At 69.5% G+C, this 17,287-nt stretch carries 8 protein-coding genes; 2 read left to right on the forward strand and 6 right to left on the reverse strand.

The features are described from left to right. Positions 1 to 13: 13 nt before the first annotated feature. The 3 genes from pntB to ACKY0X_RS19205 form a co-directional block, all read right to left on the reverse strand. A complete protein-coding gene (gene pntB, locus ACKY0X_RS19195; RefSeq protein WP_409427320.1) occupies positions 14 to 1,435 on the reverse strand; it encodes a Re/Si-specific NAD(P)(+) transhydrogenase subunit beta in 1,422 nt (473 codons plus the stop codon). Between the two features lie 35 nt (positions 1,436 to 1,470). Continuing rightward, a complete protein-coding gene (locus ACKY0X_RS19200; protein ID WP_409427321.1) occupies positions 1,471 to 2,994 on the reverse strand; it encodes a Re/Si-specific NAD(P)(+) transhydrogenase subunit alpha in 1,524 nt (507 codons plus the stop codon). 146 nt (positions 2,995 to 3,140) lie between these two features. After that, positions 3,141 to 3,770, reverse strand: a complete 630-nt coding sequence (locus ACKY0X_RS19205; RefSeq protein ID WP_409429703.1) for a TetR/AcrR family transcriptional regulator — start codon at positions 3,768 to 3,770, stop codon at positions 3,141 to 3,143. A gap of 79 nt (positions 3,771 to 3,849) precedes the next feature. Between ACKY0X_RS19205 and ACKY0X_RS19210 the strand changes: the two genes are divergently transcribed. Together ACKY0X_RS19210 and ACKY0X_RS19215 are read left to right on the forward strand one after the other, a co-directional pair. Next, the gene (locus ACKY0X_RS19210; protein WP_409427322.1) at positions 3,850 to 4,692 is read left to right on the forward strand and encodes an alpha/beta hydrolase-fold protein; all 843 of its coding nucleotides are present in this window, start codon (positions 3,850 to 3,852) and stop codon (positions 4,690 to 4,692) included. 260 nt (positions 4,693 to 4,952) lie between these two features. Further along, positions 4,953 to 6,725 (forward strand): hypothetical protein, encoded by a 1,773-nt coding sequence (locus ACKY0X_RS19215; protein WP_409427323.1) that lies wholly within the window; start codon positions 4,953 to 4,955, stop codon positions 6,723 to 6,725. Positions 6,726 to 6,744: 19 nt separating this feature from the next. On the opposite strand, the gene ACKY0X_RS19220 is transcribed toward ACKY0X_RS19215, so the two are convergent. From ACKY0X_RS19220 to ACKY0X_RS19230, 3 genes are all read right to left on the reverse strand, one after another. Next, entirely contained in the window at positions 6,745 to 7,341 is a 597-nt protein-coding gene (locus ACKY0X_RS19220; protein WP_409427324.1) for a hypothetical protein, read from the reverse strand. 30 nt (positions 7,342 to 7,371) lie between these two features. Continuing rightward, positions 7,372 to 8,640: a phosphoribosylamine--glycine ligase gene (gene purD, locus ACKY0X_RS19225; protein WP_409427325.1), complete on the reverse strand. Its 1,269-nt coding sequence runs from the start codon at positions 8,638 to 8,640 to the stop codon at positions 7,372 to 7,374. 130 nt (positions 8,641 to 8,770) lie between these two features. Further along, complete coding sequence (locus ACKY0X_RS19230; protein WP_409427326.1) at positions 8,771 to 17,125, reverse strand: PE family protein; 8,355 nt, start codon at positions 17,123 to 17,125, stop codon at positions 8,771 to 8,773. Between the last annotated feature and the right edge of the window lie 162 nt (positions 17,126 to 17,287).

The raw sequence follows: 17,287 nt of genomic DNA on the forward strand, positions 1-17,287 counted from the left end.
CGGTGACGAGCCCTTACAGCGCGTGCAGGATGTCTTCGACCCGGTCCTTGGCGTCGCCGAACAACATGGCGGAGTTCTGCCGGAAGAACAGCGGGTTCTGCACGCCCGCGTAGCCAGAAGCCATGGAGCGCTTGAAGACGATCACGTTGTCGGCGTCCCACACGGTTAGCACCGGCATCCCCGCGATCGGGCTGGACGGGTCTTCGGCGGCGGCCGGGTTGACGGTGTCGTTGGCGCCGATCACCAGGACCACCGACGTGTCACCGAAGTCGTCGTTGATCTCGTCCATCTCCAGCACGATGTCGTAGGGCACCTTGGCCTCGGCCAGCAGCACGTTCATGTGGCCGGGCAGTCGGCCGGCGACCGGGTGGATGCCGAAGCGCACGTTGACGCCACGGTCGCGCAGCTTGCGGGTCAGTTCGGCGACGCCGTACTGGGCCTGCGCGACGGCCATGCCGTAGCCCGGGGTGATGATCACCGAGTCGGCGCCGCCCAGTAGCTCGGCAACCCCTTCGGCGGTGATCTCACGGTGCTCGCCGTAGTCCTTGTCCTCGGCGGGGCCGGCTTCGATCCCGAAGCCACCGGCGATCACCGAGATGAACGACCGGTTCATCGCCTTGCACATGATGTAGGACAGGTAGGCACCCGAGGAGCCGACCAGCGCGCCGGTGATGATCAGCAGGTCGTTGGAGAGCAGGAAGCCCGAGGCGGCCGCCGCCCAGCCGGAGTAGCTGTTGAGCATCGAGACGACCACCGGCATGTCGCCGCCGCCGATCGAGGCCACCAAGTGCCAGCCCAGCGCCAGCGCCAGCACGGTGACGGCGATCAGCAGCCACAGCTGCGGCTCGTGCACGAACCACACGGTCAGCGCGACAAACGCGACCAGGGCGCCGATGTTGAGGAAGTTCTTGCCGGGCAGCATCAGCGGGTTGGATTTCATCCGCGCCGATAGTTTGAGGTTGGCCACGATCGAGCCGGTGAAGGTGACCGCGCCGATGAACACGCCGATGAACACCTCGGCCGAGTGGATGCCGAACAGTCCCGAGGCGGCCAGTTCGCGGGCGTCCGCACTGCACGGGCTGTTCTCGACGTGCAGGTAGCCGTTCCAGCCGACCAGCACCGCAGCCAGACCGACGAACGAGTGCAGCAGCGCGATCAGCTCGGGCATGCCGGTCATCTCGACGACTTTGGCGCGCCACAACCCGATCGCCGCACCCACCACGGTGGCCCCGATCAGCAACGCCAAGCCGACCGGATTGATGTCGTGATGCACCGCCAAGGTGATCGTCGCGGCCAGCGCTACCGCCATCCCGAGGATGCCGAAGCTGTTGCCGGCCTTGGACGTCTCGTGCTTGCTCAGCCCGGCTAGGGCCAGGATGAACAGCAGCGCCGCGACGATGTATGCCGCCGAGGCGGCAGTCTCAACTGAAAACATAAGCGGGGTCTACTCCAAGTCGGGGTGCGCAGCGCCTAGCTGCGAGAGAACATGGCGAGCATGCGGCGGGTCACCGCAAAACCACCGAAGATGTTGATGCTGGCCAGCAGGATCGCCGCGGCGGCCAAACTCGTGATGGCCGGGTCGCCGTGGCCGATCTGCAGCAGCGCACCCACCACGATGATTCCCGAGATCGCATTGGTCACCGACATCAGCGGGGTGTGCAGCGCGTGGTGCACGTGGCCGATCACGTAGTAACCGATCACGATCGCCAACGCGAAGACGGTCAGGTGCACCTGCAGGGCCGCCGGCGCGAGCGCGACCAGCGCGAACAGCACGGCCGCGGCCGAGACCACCACGCCCAGCCGACGCCCGGCCGACATCGGTTCCTTGCTCGCCTGCGCAACCACCGGAGCTTCGGCGGCCTTGGCCGGGGCGGCCGAGACCTGCACCGGCGGCGGGGGCCACGTCGACTCGCCGTCGCGCACCACGGTCATCGACCGCTGCACCACGTCGTCGAAGTCCAGCACCAGCTGGCCGTCCTTGCCGGGCGTCATCAGCTTCATCAGGTTGACCAGGTTGGTGCCGTAGAGCTGCGAGGCCTGCGCGGGCAGCCGGCCGGCCAGGTCGGTGTAACCGATGATCGTCACCCCGTTGTCGGTGACGACGGCCTGATCCTTGACGGTGCCCTCGACGTTTCCGCCATTGGCCGCGGCCATGTCGACGATCACGCTGCCGGGTTTCATCGACGCCACCATGTCGGCGGTGATGATCCGCGGCGCGGGCTTACCCGGGATGAGCGCGGTGGTGACGATGATGTCGACGTCGGCGCACTGGTCGGCGTAGAGCTGTGCCTCCCGGGCCTTGTAGTCGTCGCTCATCTCCTTGGCGTAGCCGGTGGCCGACACCTCGGTCTCGGTCGATTCGATCGACAGGTATTCCCCGCCGAGCGAGCGGACCTGGTCGGCCACCTCGGGACGCGGGTCGGTGGCCCGCACGATGGCTCCAAGGCTGCCGGCGGCGCCGATCGCGGCCAAGCCCGCCACCCCGGCGCCCACCACCAATACCTTGGCCGGCGGCACCTTGCCTGCGGCGGTCACCTGGCCGGTGAAGAACCGGCCGAAGACGTGGGCCGCCTCGATCACGGCGCGGTAGCCGGCGATGTTGGCCATGGAGCTCAGTACGTCCAGCGACTGCGCACGCGAGATCCGGGGAACCGCGTCCATCGACAGCGCCGTGATGGGCCGGCGGGCCAGATCCTCCACCCGATCTGGGTTGAGGGCCGGGGCCAACAGGCTGACCAGCGTCGCGCCCGGCTTCATCCCGTCCAGCTGCTCGGTCGAGGGGGCGTTGACACCGAAGACGATGTCGGCGGCGCGGGCGTCGCCGATGGTGGCGCCGGCCTCGGTGTACGCCGCGTCGGAGAAGGACGATGCTTCTCCGGCACCGGAATCCACTACGACGTCGTAACCGAGCTTGGTCAGTGCAGCAACCGTCGTCGGCGTCGCCGACACACGCGTCTCACCGGGCTGCGCCTCGGATAGGACACCGATATTCATGACGTAGCTCTCCACATTCGCATCTCTTCGCCGTCTTCCGGCGCTTACGGCGCTTACGGCGCTTTTCCAAGCGCCTCCAACCCTTCGTTACCCGCCAGTAGCTAAGGAGCGACAAAGGGATCGAGGCAGCATACCGTGTGGGCTTCTCAGGCCGACACTGCGCGCTGATCCAGTGGAGCGAGCATATCGATGACGTCGACGACCGCGGCCCGGGCAGCCGCCCGCGGGCCCTGCAGGTCATCGACGAGCGCCGCCATCACCGCGCCGTCGACCATGCAGACCAGGGAATAGGCCATCTCGACTCGCGTGATCCGTCCGGAGCGTTCGACGGCCTCGGTGACCGCTTCGGACCGTTGGTGCAGGATACGGCGCTGGATGTCACGCAGCGCCGGGTGGCGAGAGCACACGATGTAGCGCTCATAGCGGGAGATGAGCTGCTCGGTTACTTGTGGACCGCTCTCCGGGTTCTCTTGCGACCCCACCAACAGCTCCACCAGGATGTCCGCCGTGGTCTCGGCACTGCGCCGGCGCCGGGACAGCTCGGTGATGCGAGCCCGCAGTTGCGCGACCTCCAACATCCCGATGTGTTCCACCGCGTGCGCGATGAGGTCTTCAAGTGACGAGAAGTAATAGGTCGTCGACGCCAACGGCAGGCCGGCCCGCTGCGCCACGGCGCGGTGGCGCACCGCATCGAATCCACCCTCACGCAGCAGCTCGGCGGCGGCGCTGATCAGCGCATACCGCCGCCGTTCGCCCTTGGGCGTCACTGCTGTCATCACGACTAGAGATGCTGCCAGCCCGGGTAGCGCAGCATCATGCGTTTCCGCCTTTTCGGACAAACAGCAACCCGCTGGCATGATGGCCGCCATGCCGGAGTTGAGCCGACGAGCGGTACTGCGCGCCGGGGCCATGCTGGGCACCGCGGGCGCACTGGGGGCGAGTTCACTACTGAGTGCGCGACCCACCCAGGCCGCCCCGCTGCAAGCCGCACCCACGATGACGACGGGCTCGTTCGCCTCGGCGGCGCGCGGAGGAATCACCACCAACTGGGCGATCGCCCGGCCGCCCGGCCAGACTGGGGCGTTGCGTCCGCTGATTGCGCTGCACGGCAAGGGAAGTGACGCCGCGACGGTGATGGCCGGCGGCGTCGAGCAGGGCCTGGCCGAAGCTGTCGACGCCGGGCTTCCCCCGTTCGCGGTGGTCGCCGTTGACGGCGGCGGGAGCTACTGGCACCGCCGCACGTCTGGGGAGGACTCGGGGGCCATGGTGACCGACGAATTGTTGCCACTACTGGCCGAGCAGGGCCTGGACACTTCGCGGGTGGGATTCATCGGCTGGTCGATGGGCGGCTACGGCGCCCTGCTGCTGGGGGGCCGGCTCGGCCCGCGCCGAACCGCGGCGATCTGCGCGGTCAGCCCCGCGCTGTGGCTGACGCCCGGAGCGACAGCGCCGGGAGCTTTCGATGGCGCGTCGGACTTCGCGGCCAACTCGGTGTTCGGGATGCCGGCATTGGCTTCGATCCCGATCCGGGTGGACTGCGGAAACGGTGACCCGTTCTATTCGGCGACCCAGGCGTTCATCGCCCAGCTGCCCACCCCTCCGGCGGGCGGGTTCTCCCCGGGCGGGCACGACGGCTCGTATTGGAGCTCGCAGCTGCCGGCCGAGTTGACCTGGATCGCCCCCCTGCTGACCGCCTAAGCATCCTTCAGCCTCCGAACGCCGCTGGTACGAAAAGCGGGCAACGACGGCGGCGCTCCGCCTACCGCGAATCTGGGTGGATGTCCGGAAATTCGGCCGCACTGTCTCCTAAATCGTCGAATTTGTCCGGTATCTGAGCCCAGCGAAACCTTGTGTGACGAAGAACACGCGAGGTAGCGTCGAAAAGTACTCACCGGTAACTCAACTGATTCTGAGTGCCATTAAATGCCAGTCCAACCGAACCAATTGGAAGGCCTGTGATGACAAATCGACGAATCCAGACGGCCACCGTTGCTGCCACCGCCGGCGGTGGGCTGATCACCGCGGCACTCATGCAAGCCGCCCTGGGCGCCGCCGCCCCGGGCGACAACGCCTTCACCATCGACGGCACCGTCTTCGACCCGATCACCTCATCCGGCACCAAAGGTTTCGACCCAGTCGGTCCACTCAGCCTGGCTCCCCCGCTGCTGGGCCTCGGTGGCGGGTCGGTGAGCATTGGACCCACCAGTTTGGACCTCGCCCCCCAGATCTTCGATTTGTACAACGGCACCGAATCGCTCGGCAGCATCAGCACCAATGAGACCGTCGCCAACCTGCTGGGCATGTCCAACACCGCGTTCACCGTCCTCGACATCACCCCAGCCGATGGCGTCGAGGCCTCGGCGCTGCCCGAGAAGGGAACGGTCTACGACGTACTCAACCTGGGCAATGGCTTCTACAACGTCTATGTCGCCACCCCCGGCGCGAACGGCACCGTGACCGACACCCTGGTGACGCCGTTCGGCAACACCGACTTAAGCGCGCTGTTCGCCGACATGAACGCCGCCAACCCGCTGCAGCCGGGTGACGCGTTCACCCCGCTGCAGGCCGGCGACAGCAGTATCGGCGCCGACGCCTTCACCATCGGCGGTTTCACGTTCAACCCGTTCAGCACCGGGGAGGACGGCACGGTGACTGAGGGCTTCACGCCGGTCGATTCCCTCGCCGGCTTGCCGCCGCTGCTGAATCTCGGCGGCGGCCAGCTGGTGTTCAGCCTGGGGTATCCCGAAACCCAGCCGCAGGCCTTCGCGCCGCAGGACTTCGACGTCTACGGGAGCGGTGGCAGCGAGCTCGGCAGCGTCCAGACCGCGGTGGACGTGGCGAATCTATTGGGCATGACGAACACGCAATTGATAATCCAAGGTGTCACCCCGGTTGATGGCGTGGACGCCTCGCAGCTACCGGTACTGGGGTCGGTCTACGACGCCTTCAACCTCGGCGGCGGCTGGGTGAATGTCTACACCGCGACGCCGGACGTCACCGTCGACGGCGTCGTCACCCCCGGTACTGTCCACGACACCTTGGTCACGCCGTTCGGCAACATGAACCTGGACTCGCTGTTCGGCGGCATCAATGCCGCCAACCCGCTCGACCCCGGTGACGCGTTCGCCGGCCTGCAGGTCGGCGACCCCAGCCTCGGCGACGACGCCTTCAGCCTCGGCGGCTACATCTTCGACCCGACCCTGGGCTTGACCGGCTCGGACGAGGGTTTCAACATCGTGCCGTCGCTGCTCGGCGTCGGGCCGCTGTTGAGCCTCGGCGGCGCCTCGGTCGGCATTGGTGGCGGTACACCGATCGACTTCGCCCCGCAGGTCTTCACTGTCTACGACGACTCCGGGTCGAGCCCCACCGACCTCGGGAGCATCACCACCGGTGTGAATGTGTCAAACCTGCTGGGGATGGCCAACACCGAGTTCACCGTGGCCAGCGTCGCCGCTGCCGACGGGGTGGACGCCGCGCTGCTGCCCGCAGCGGGAACGGTCTACGACGTCCTGAACTTCGGCGGCGGTTGGCAGAACATCTACATCGCCACACCGGGCGACGACGGCACCATCACCGACACCCTGGTAACGCCGTTCGGCAACATCGATCTGAGTTCGCTGTTCGGCATCTTCAACGCCGCCAACCCACTCGACCCGGGCGACGCCTTCACCGGTCTCGACGACGTCGGCGCGATGTTCGCAACGGACCCACTGGCCCTGTTCGGGCTCTGATCGCTAACCCCCAGCGGGGTTACTGGCAGAGCTTGCCCAGCGTGGTGATGTGCGAATCGAGGTCATGCCCCAGCTGCTCGCGCTCCGTATTCGGTTGCCCGACAAGGTAGCTGAGGTTCAGACGCTCCAGCGCACCGGCCATCTTCTGGGTGGAGTCCACGATGTCTTGCGGCGTCGCGGGGTCCGCCTCAAGCCGGCCACGCAGATAGGCCGCACCCGCGGTCAGCGACAACCGCGCGTTGGCGGCCACCGCGAGCTGGGCGACGGGGTTCTCCGGGTCCGGGTTCTTCATGTGCATGTTGTTGGCCACCGCTTGGCGAGCAAGCACGACCGCGCCGCACACGTCCTTCTTGGCGTCGTTGACCTGCTCGCTGCTGAACTTGGTAGAACCCCCGGAGGACGAGCTACCGGACGGCCACAAAGCGGACACGGCGGCACCGCCGATGAGCCCGGCAACCAGTCCGACCGCCGCAGCGATCAGCAGGGGGCCGGTACTCGACTGCGCCGGGGCCGGGGCCGGAGCGGGAGCTGACCGCCGTTTCTCCGTGCCGGCCTTTTTCGCCGGCGGATCCTGCTTTTCGGATTCGGTGGTCTCCGGTTCAGTGTGGTCAGCCATGGCACCAAGGATAGCGGTAGGCCCCTGCGGTCAGATCTGGATCTTCCCCTCGGCGGCCGCGGCGCCGATGTCGCTGCGGAAGTGGCTTCCCGGCAAGCGAATTGAGTCGAGGATCCGGTAGGCGTCGGCACGCGCGGCATTCAGGTCGTCCCCTACGCCCACCACCGACAACACCCGCCCGCCGGAGGACACCACCGCCCCATCGTCACGGCGTGCGGTACCGGCGTGCAGCACCCCGTCGGCCTCGGCGCCCACAATCACGTCGCCGACGCGCGGGCGGCCGGGATAATTCTCCGCGGCCAGCACCACGGTCACCGCGGCCGCATCCCGCCAGCGCAACACCCCGAACTCGCTCAGCCCGCCGGTGGCGGCGGCATGCAGCAACTGCCCGAGCGGCGACTCCAGCAGTGCCAGCACCGCCTGGGTCTCCGGATCGCCGAAGCGGCAATTGAATTCGACCACCGCCGGCCCCGTCGACGTCATCGCCAGACCGGCGTACAGCAATCCGGTGAAGCGGCTGCCGCGCCGGAGAAGTTCGGCCGCGACGGGTTCGACGACGTCGGCGACGATGCCGGCCGCAGCCTCGCGGGACAACCACGGCAATGGTGCGTAGGCACCCATGCCGCCGGTGTTGGGCCCGCTGTCGCCGTCGCCGACCCGCTTGAAGTCCTGCGCCGGCAGCAGCGGTACCACGGTGGCGCCGTCGACGATGCAGAACAGGGACAGCTCGGGGCCGTCCAGGAAGGATTCCAGCAGCACCGGATGCCCGCTGTCGAGCAGGCCGGCGGCGTGTGCCCGGGCGGCAGCCCGGTCTGTAGTGACTACGACGCCCTTGCCTGCGGCCAACCCGTCGTCCTTGACCACCCAGGCCGCCTCTCCGGCATCCGGACCAAACCGGGTCAGGGCGGCATCCAGGTCGGCGGGGCTGTCGACGATCTCCGAGCGGGCGGTGCGCACACCGGCGGCGGCCATCACGTCCTTGGCGAACGCCTTGGAGCCTTCGATGCGGGCGGCATCTTGCGACGGTCCGAAGCAGGCGATCCCGGCGGCACGCACCGCATCTGCCACACCCAAGACCAGCGGCACCTCTGGCCCGATCACCACAAGGTCGGCCTCGACGTCGCGGGCCAACGCGGTGACCGCCGACGCCGAGGTGATGTCGATGTCTCGTTGCTCGGCTACCGCCGCAGTACCGGCGTTGCCGGGGGCGATCACCAGGTGCTCGACCTTGGGATCATTGCGAAGGGCTAGGAGTAACGCATGTTCCCGGGCGCCGGAACCGATCACCAGGACGCGCATGGGCGCTACTCCTCTCTGAGTTCGCCTCGCTTCGTCATCGGCGAGGCGCGAGACAAAGGATATATAGCGTCAATCCCTGCGGATGGCGCTGCATACCTCTGGCCGCGTACTGCCCGGCCCGGCAAGCGGGTCAGGCCGGGGCGCCCGATGCGCCAGCCTGGCCGCCAGAACCGGCCTGGCCGCCAGAACCACCGGTCCCAGCGGCGCCGGCCGTACCGCCCGCGCCGCCCACTCCTGGGCTGCCGCCGTTGACTCCGGAGACTCCGTTGGCACCGTTACCGCCGACGCCTCCGTTGCCGCCGTCGCCGTTTTGGCTGCCCTGCGTGGGCGCACTCCGGCCGTCTGAAGCGTCCGGGCTGCTGGTGCCCGCGTCACCACCGGCCCCACCGGCGCCGCCGATGCCGCCGGTGCCGTTGTTGCGATAGATGTCGCCGTTTGCACCCGCTCCGCCGTCGCCGCCGTAGGCGCCGTCGCCGCCGATTCCACCGGTGCCGATGCTTCCGGCGTTTCCGCCGTTACCGCCGCGCCCGCCGTTACCGCCGTAGCCGTTGTTGGCGTCGATCCGGCCGGCCCCACCGTTTCCACCGGTACCGCCGTTCCCTCCGGAACCGGCCTGGCCAGTGGCGGCGCCGGCATTGCCACCGTTACCTCCGCTGCCACCGTTTCCGCCGTAGCTGTTGTTGGCGGTCAAGGTGCCGTCAGCACCGTTGCCTCCGTCACCGGCGTTGCCGCCACTGCTGACGATCGGTCCGGCGGTGCCGACCGACCCGTTCTGCCCGCCGTTGCCACCGTTGCCGCCGTTACCGCCGTAGCCGTTGTTGTAGCCCAGCTGACCGTCGTCGCCATGACCACCGTTCCCGCCGTTACCGCCGGCGCCGGCCTGGCCAGTGCTATTCGCGGCGCTTCCTCCGGCGCCGCCGTTACCGCCGTTGCCGCCGTAGCCGTTGTTGTAGCCGACTTGGCCGTCCGCACCGTCGCCCCCGGCCCCACCGGTACCGCCGCTGCCCACCTGGCCGGCAGAGCCCACCGTGCCGGCCAGCCCCCCGGTCCCACCGCTTCCGCCGTTGCCGCCGTAGCCGTTGTTGTAGCCGACTTGGCCGTGGGCACCGGCGCCACCATCGCCGCCGACACCACCGTTACCGGCCGTACCTGTGCCGTTGCCGGCGTTGCCGCCGAGACCACCGGCTCCGCCCCTGCCGCCTTGGCCGTTGTCGTACGTCACGGTGCCGGCCGCGCCGGTTCCGCCCGCACCACCGGCGCCACCGTTGCCGGCCACACCGCCGTGGCCGACAGTCCCGGCCAATCCGCCGGTTCCGCCGTTGCCGCCCTGAGCTCCGGTGCCACCGTTGTAGCCGCGCACACCGTCAGCACCATCGCCACCGGTACCACCGGTGCCGCCGTTGCCGACCTGACCGGCGGCTCCTCCAGCGTTGCCCCCGTTACCGCCGGTGCCACCAGTGCCGCCGTAACCGTTGTTGACCCCGAACTCACCGGTGGCACCCGCGCCGCCGGCACCGCCGTTGCCGCCATCCCCGACCTCGCCGTCCGAACCCATGACCGAACCGCCTAGGCCGCCCTTCCCGCCGGCGCCACCGTTTCCACCGTTGCCGCCGCGGCCGCCGCCGGACTGCATGGTGGTGGCGTCCGCGCCGTCGGCTCCGTTGCCGCCCGTGCCGCCGTTACCGCCGTTACCGTGGTCGCCGCCATTGCCTCCATTGCCGCCGGCGCCCCCGTTGGCCGCGGTCTGGCCGGGGGTGGCGGGAGGAGCCGGGGTGTAGCCAGCGCCGCCATCGCCGCCGTTTCCGACAATGACGCCGGCGGGGGCATTGCCGGAGGTACCGGCTTGGCCACTGCCGTTCGAGCCGACTCCCGCCGTGCCTGCGGCGCCAGCCTGCCCGACGTTGCCGCCGTTACCGCCGTTGCCGCCGGTGGTGTGGGTGGCGATCCCGGATGCACCGTTGCCGCCGTCGCCGGGGTTGGCGCCATTGCCCCCACTGCCGGCATTGCCACCAGTGCCCTGCGCTCCGGCGCTGCCGCTGCCGTTGTTCAGTGCGCCGGCCGCACCACCGTCGCCGCCGTTGCCACCCTGACCGCCGTTGCCGCCGTCGCCGCCGTTGCCGCCGGTGCCGGTCCCGCCGTTGGCGAAGCTGCCGGTAGCTCCGTCATTGCCCTTGCCGCCGGCGCCACCGCTAGCTCCGTGACCGCCGTTTCCTCCGGAACCCGCATTGCCGGCCTGGGTGCCGCTCGCTCCGCCGGCGCCACCCTGACCGCCGGAGCCGCCGGTGCCGCCGGCGTTTCCTGACGCCCCTGGATTCTGGGCGTCGGCGCCCTGAGCACCAACGGTCCCGTCGCCACCGTGGCCACCGTTACCGCCATTGCCGCGGTCACCGCCGTTGCCGCCAGCACCACCGTTACCGCCGTTGGTGCTCGCTGCAGCGTGGTCGTCGCTGCCGGCGTCGTAGCCGTTTCCACCGTTGCCTCCGTTGCCGACGACACCGGTCACACCGCTACCGGCCAGCCCCTCTTGGCCCGCACTGCCAGTACCGGCGCTGCCGCCGGTCCCGGCTGCGCCACGTTCTCCACCCGCGCCGGCCGCACCGGCGTTGCCGCCATTGCCGCCGTTACCGCCCGCGAGGTGAGCGGCGTCACCGGTCTTGCCGTCGCCGCCATCGCCGGGCGTGCCGGCGGCGCCGCCGTGACCACCATTGCCGCCGCTCCCGTTGGCGCCTGCCACGCCGCCGGCTGCCGTGGAAGCTCCACCGTTGCCGCCCGTACCGCCGTTGCCGCCGGCACCGCCGTTGCCGCCGTTGCCGGCGTTGCCACCGTGGGCGCCCGCCTCGGCGTTCGCGTCGCCGGCTGCGTCGTAGCCGTCGCGGCCTTCGCCACCGTTGCCACCGTGGCCACCGTTGCCGCCGTTGCCGCCGCCGCCGCCGACTGCACCGGTCCCGCCATTGCCACCGGACCCTGCGGCGCCGCCCCTGCCGCCTTCTTGACCGTTGTCACCGAGGTTGGCTCCGTTGAGGCCCTGATAGCCGTTGCCGCCATCGCCGCCGTCACCACCGTTGCCGCCGTTGCCCTGAGTGCCGTCGAACCCGCTGGCACTGCCATCGGCGTTCCGGCCGCCGGCTCCGGCCGCGCCGCCGTTGCCGCCGTTGCCGCCGTTGGTCCCGGCCCCGCCATCGCCACCCGGCGCGGTCGCCTGGGTGCCATCAACGCCGTCGGCACCCCGGCCGCCGACGCCGCCGTTGCCGCCAACACCGGCCGTGCCATCACTGCCATTTGCGGCCTGGCCGTCACGACCCGAACCACCCACGCCCCCAACACCGGCGTCACCACCAGCGCCACCAGCGCCCCCGGCCTCACCATCGATCGAGGTATTGCCCTCGCTTAGACCATCACGACCCGCCGCCCCATCGGTGCCATCGGCACCACTGCCGGCATTGCCACCAACACCACCAAGACCCGCCAAACCATCAGCGCCCACCGCACCATCAGCCGCCCGCGTGCCATCACCACCAACACCACCAGCGCCCGCAGTACCGGCCACACCCCCGGCCCCACCATCTCCACCAGCACCACCGGCACCACCATTGCCGCCAGCAAGACCCGCACCGGACTGCTCAAAACCATCCCCACCGCGACCACCGGCACCACCATCACCACCGTTGCCACCACTGCCCGCGTTACCACCCACGCCACCAACACCGGCAACACCCTCGTGGGCACCAGCACCGGCAACACCACCAGCACCGCCGGCACCACCATTGCCACCACGCGTACCCGCCGAACCATCGGCACCACGCTCACCAGCACCACCATCGAACGAACCCGCAGTCCCGTCACCACCATCAGCGCCAGCACCACCACTACTGCCGACCCCACCATTGGCGCCATGACCGCCAGCACCACCCGCACCACCATTGCCGCCATCACCATCAGCGGCGCGGCTAACACCGTCCGCGCTCAGACCACCCTGACCACCATTGCCACCAGCACCACCATTGCCCCCAGCAGTGCCATCGATCGCGCCAGCGGTGCCGTTCGTGCCGTCGGCACCCCGGCCGCCGACGCCGCCGTTGCCGCCAACACCGGCCGTGCCATCACTGCCATTTGCGGCCTGGCCGTCACGACCCGAGCCACCCACGCCCCCAACACCGGCGTCACCACCAGCGCCACCAGCGCCCCCGACCTCACCATCGATCGAGGTATTGCCCTCGCTTAGACCATCACGACCCGCCGCCCCATCGGTGCCATCGGCACCACTGCCGGCATTGCCACCAACACCACCAAGACCCGCCAAACCATCAGCGCCCACCGCACCATCAGCCGCCCGCGTGCCATCACCACCAACACCACCAGCGCCCGCAGTACCGGCCACACCCCCGGCCCCACCATCTCCACCAGCACCACCGGCACCACCATTGCCGCCAGCAAGACCCGCACCGGACTGCTCAAAACCATCCCCACCGCGACCACCGGCACCACCATCACCACCGTTGCCACCACTGCCCGCGTTACCACCCACGCCACCAACACCGGCAACACCCTCGTGGGCACCAGCACCGGCAACACCACCAGCACCGCCGGCACCACCATTGCCACCACGCGTACCCGCCGAACCATCGGCACCACGCTCACCAGCACCACCATCGAACGAACCCGCAGTCCCGTCACCACCATCAGCGCCAGCACCACCACTACTGCCGACCCCACCATTGGCGCCATGACCGCCAGCACCACCCGCACCACCATTGCCGCCATCACCATCAGCGGCGCGGCTAACACCGTCCGCGCTCAGACCACCCTGACCACCATTGCCACCAGCACCACCATTGCCCCCAGCAGTGCCATCGATCGCGCCAGCGGTGCCGTTCGTGCCGTCGGCACCCCGGCCGCCGACGCCGCCGTTGCCGCCGGTGCCGGCCGTGCCATCACTGCCGTGGGCGGCGGTGGTGCCGCCACCACTGTCGCCGCCGGCGCCGCCGGTGCCGGCGTTGCCGCCCTTGCCGCCGTCTTGACCGGCATAACCATCGGTGTGCTCGGTGGTGCCGTTGGCGCCGTTAGCGCCATCTGCACCAGCACCACCGTTGCCGGCGTTACCACCCACACCACCCACACCGTGGACACCAGTGTTGGAGCCGGTGCCGCCGATTCCACCGGCACCACCAGCGCCACCGTTGCCACCGCGGGTGCCATCAGCACCCGGCGTCGCCCCATTAGTCCCATTGAAGCCGCTGCCACCGCGGCCACCGGCGCCCCCGCCGCCGCCAGCACCCTGCGCGGCCCGCGTGACCCCGTCGGCTTCGATACCACCAGCGCCGCCGTTACCACCGGCACCGCCAGCCCCACCAGCGGTCCCATCGGGGTTTTGCGCGTTGCCGTTCACACCGTCGAGGCCAGTACCACCCAGGCCGCCGGCACCACCTTTACCGGCAACCCCGTCACTGCCGTTGGCGGCGGTGGTGCCGCCACCACTGTCACCACCAGCGCCACCGATACCGGCGTTACCACCCGCGCCGCCATCACCACCGGCATAGCCGGCGGTGTGCTCGGCGTTGCCGTTGGCGCCGTTGGCGCCGTTCGCGCCGTTGCCGCCGTTGCCGGCGTTACCACCGACCCCGCCGGCCCCGTGGACACCCTCCACGGTGCCGGTGCCTCCGACACCACCGGCACCGCCGGCACCACCATTGCCGCCCCGGGTGCCCGCCGAGCCAGGCTCATCCCCGTTAGTCCCGTTGAGGCCGTTACCGCCGCGGCCACCTAAACCACCAGCACCACCATTACCCGACGCAGCCGCGCTGCCATCAGTGTTCAAACCACCCTGGCCGCCGTTACCGCCGGCGCCACCGGCGGCACCGGCCGTGCCATCGGGGTTGTCGGCGGTGCCGTTGCTGCCATCAAGGCCGGTGCCGCCGCGGCCACCATTGCCACCAATCCCGGCCACCCCATCAGCACCGCTGGCCGAGGTAGTGCCGCCGCCACTGTCGCCGCCGGCACCACCCTTACCGGCGTTGCCACCGGCGCCGCCGTCCTGGCCGGCGAACCCACCCGCATGCTCGCTATCACCATCAGCGCCATCCCCACCATCAGCGCCGTTACCCCCATTGCCGCCGTTGCCACCCAAACCGCCCACACCATGAGCACCCTCAACAGACCCGTGGCCGCCGGTACCGCCGTTGCCGCCGGCGCCGCCAGCACCAGCATGGGTGCCATCACCGCCCGGGACCGCGCCGTTGTCGCCGTTGAACCCATTCCCGCCGGCACCACCATCACCACCAGCACCACCGACACCCGCAGCGGCCTGCGAACCATCCGCGGTCAGACCACCGACGCCACCATCACCACCATTGCCGCCGTGGCCACCACCGGTGCCATTAATAGCCTCGGCGAGGCCGTTGGTGCCTAGGAAACCGTTACCGCCGGCGCCACCATTGCCGCCGGTGCTCCCCGTCCCGTTCAGGCCGTTGCTGGCCTGGCCGGTGCCATCACCGTTAGCACCGCCGGTGCCGCCGGCACCGAAGTCCCCACCCTTGCCACCGGCACCACCATCACCGGCATCGGGATGCTCCGCCGTGCCGGCCGCACCTTGGCCACCGGCACCCGCGGTCCCGGCGTTGCCACCATCACCGCCCGCACCACCGGCACCCGCAGCACCGGCGGTGCCATGGCTGCTGCTGCCGGCGGCACCCCCGACGCCGCCCTGGCCACCGGCGCCTCCACTGCCGGCATCGCCACCGGCACCACCCGTGCCATCACCACCATCAGCAAAGCTGCCTGTCGTGCCATCGGCGCCGGAGCCCCCAGCGCCCCCAGCTGCGCCCTTACCGCCGGCTCCACCGTTGCCGGCGTTACCGGCGACCGCACCACCGGAGCCGCCGGCACCACCATTGCCACCATGACCGCCAATGCCGCCGGAGAGCCCCGAACCACCCGCCGTGGTGGCATTGGCACCGGTTAGGCCGGTGAAGCCGTTACCGCCGAGGCCACCGGTGGCGCCGTTGCCGTGCGCACCACCATCCCCACCGGCACCACCATTGCCACCCGAAGCGCCCTCACCAGTGGCCAAGACCCCGGTGCCGTGACCGCCGTTACCGCCGACCCCACCATTGCCACTGACCCCCGACGGGACCAGACCATCAGCGCCCGGACGGCCCGCGTTGCCCCACATCCACGCCATGAACTTCTCACCGGCGGCCCCACCAGCACCGGCGATGGTGCCGATCGCACCACCGGCGCCGCCATCGCCACCATCACCACCACCGAGCAGGCCATCACCACCGAGACCACCGGCGCCACCATCACCGGCTAAGCCCGCATTCCCCCCGGCCCCGCCATTACCGGCGGCACCGAAATGCCCACCGACACCACCGACACCGCCACGGCCACCAACACCACCATCACCACCGTTGCCGCCGACGCCACCATTGCCGCCCACATCATCGAGGCTGATCGCGCCAGCGCCACCGGCACCGCCGGTGCCACCGGTGCCCCCGGCGCCGCCGGCCCCACCCACGCCGCCCAGACCGAGCGCGAAGCCGGCCGCACCCCCGGCACCACCATTGCCACCCACACCACCGGTCAGACCGTCGCCTCCGGCGGTGCCATTGAGCGCACCCAGTACGCCCTCGACACCGGCCACACCGGTGCCGCCGGCCGCGCCCGCACCCCCGGCACCACCATTGCCACCGAACCCGAACAGGCTGATCACATCACCGCCGGCACCACCATTACCGCCAGCAATCAACGCGTCAATGGAGGCCCCGCCGGCGCCACCGGTGCCGCCGTCACCGAACAACCAACCCCCGGCACCACCAGCGCCACCATCGCCGCCCTCAACACCGACACCACCAGCACCGCCGTTGCCGAACAAGCCCGCAGCACCACCGGCACCACCGACACCCCCAGCGATCCCGGCCACCCCCGCAGCACCGGCACCACCATCACCGAACAAGAAACCGCCATCACCAAGGTTTCCAAACCACCCCGACGCCCCCAGCAACGACACATTCGCACCCGAGAAGCCATCGACACCGTTACCGATCAACTCCCGACCGAACAAGTCCACGAACGGCTGGTTCACCAAGTCCAAAAACTGCTGATTACCAGCAATGAAATCCTGCGTCAGGTTGTACAGCGGCAGATACAAGTCATCGTGATAAAACGACGCCACCGCCACATCGAACTGCTCAAACGCCTCGAACAAGAAGTTGCCCGCATCCGCCGCACCCGGATCCGCCCACCCCACCCACAACGCCGAACCCGGATCCGCCAACTCCGACCAAAACCCCGGATCCAACAAATCAAAACCATCAGCCGACGCCACCGGCACCGACCCCACCCCAAACCCCAAAAACGCCGCCACAACACTCGACGCACCCACCACACGCCGACCCACCGCACCCCGACCGGACGAACGAAGAACGTCGCCGCACACCTGCTGGCCCATCGAACGGCCAAGGGCCTTGCTGTTGTGCTGACGAGTCACGTCTTACCTGCTCCCGGAACGGCGTGTCCTCAACCTGAGGAAGCGGACAGATTCCGCGAAGACGGAAGCTACCGACGAGTAGCGGGACCCGCCACTCGAAAACGGAGAGAAGTGCCTTGTCGTGGAAAACTCGCGACCTAAACAGCCCTAAAACACCTGGTC

The sequence above is a fragment of the Mycobacterium sp. SMC-11 genome, assembly GCF_046250095.1.
GTDB lineage: Bacteria > Actinomycetota > Actinomycetes > Mycobacteriales > Mycobacteriaceae > Mycobacterium > Mycobacterium heraklionense_A.

Coding starts and splice junctions, on each gene's coding strand:
- pntB (WP_409427320.1), bottom strand. CDS start 1,435: ATGTTTTCAGTTGAGACTGCCGCCTCGGCGGCATACATCGTCGCGGCG.
- ACKY0X_RS19200 (WP_409427321.1), bottom strand. CDS start 2,994: ATGAATATCGGTGTCCTATCCGAGGCGCAGCCCGGTGAGACGCGTGTG.
- ACKY0X_RS19205 (WP_409429703.1), bottom strand. CDS start 3,770: ATGACAGCAGTGACGCCCAAGGGCGAACGGCGGCGGTATGCGCTGATC.
- ACKY0X_RS19210 (WP_409427322.1), top strand. CDS start 3,850: ATGATGGCCGCCATGCCGGAGTTGAGCCGACGAGCGGTACTGCGCGCC.
- ACKY0X_RS19215 (WP_409427323.1), top strand. CDS start 4,953: ATGACAAATCGACGAATCCAGACGGCCACCGTTGCTGCCACCGCCGGC.
- ACKY0X_RS19220 (WP_409427324.1), bottom strand. CDS start 7,341: ATGGCTGACCACACTGAACCGGAGACCACCGAATCCGAAAAGCAGGAT.
- purD (WP_409427325.1), bottom strand. CDS start 8,640: ATGCGCGTCCTGGTGATCGGTTCCGGCGCCCGGGAACATGCGTTACTC.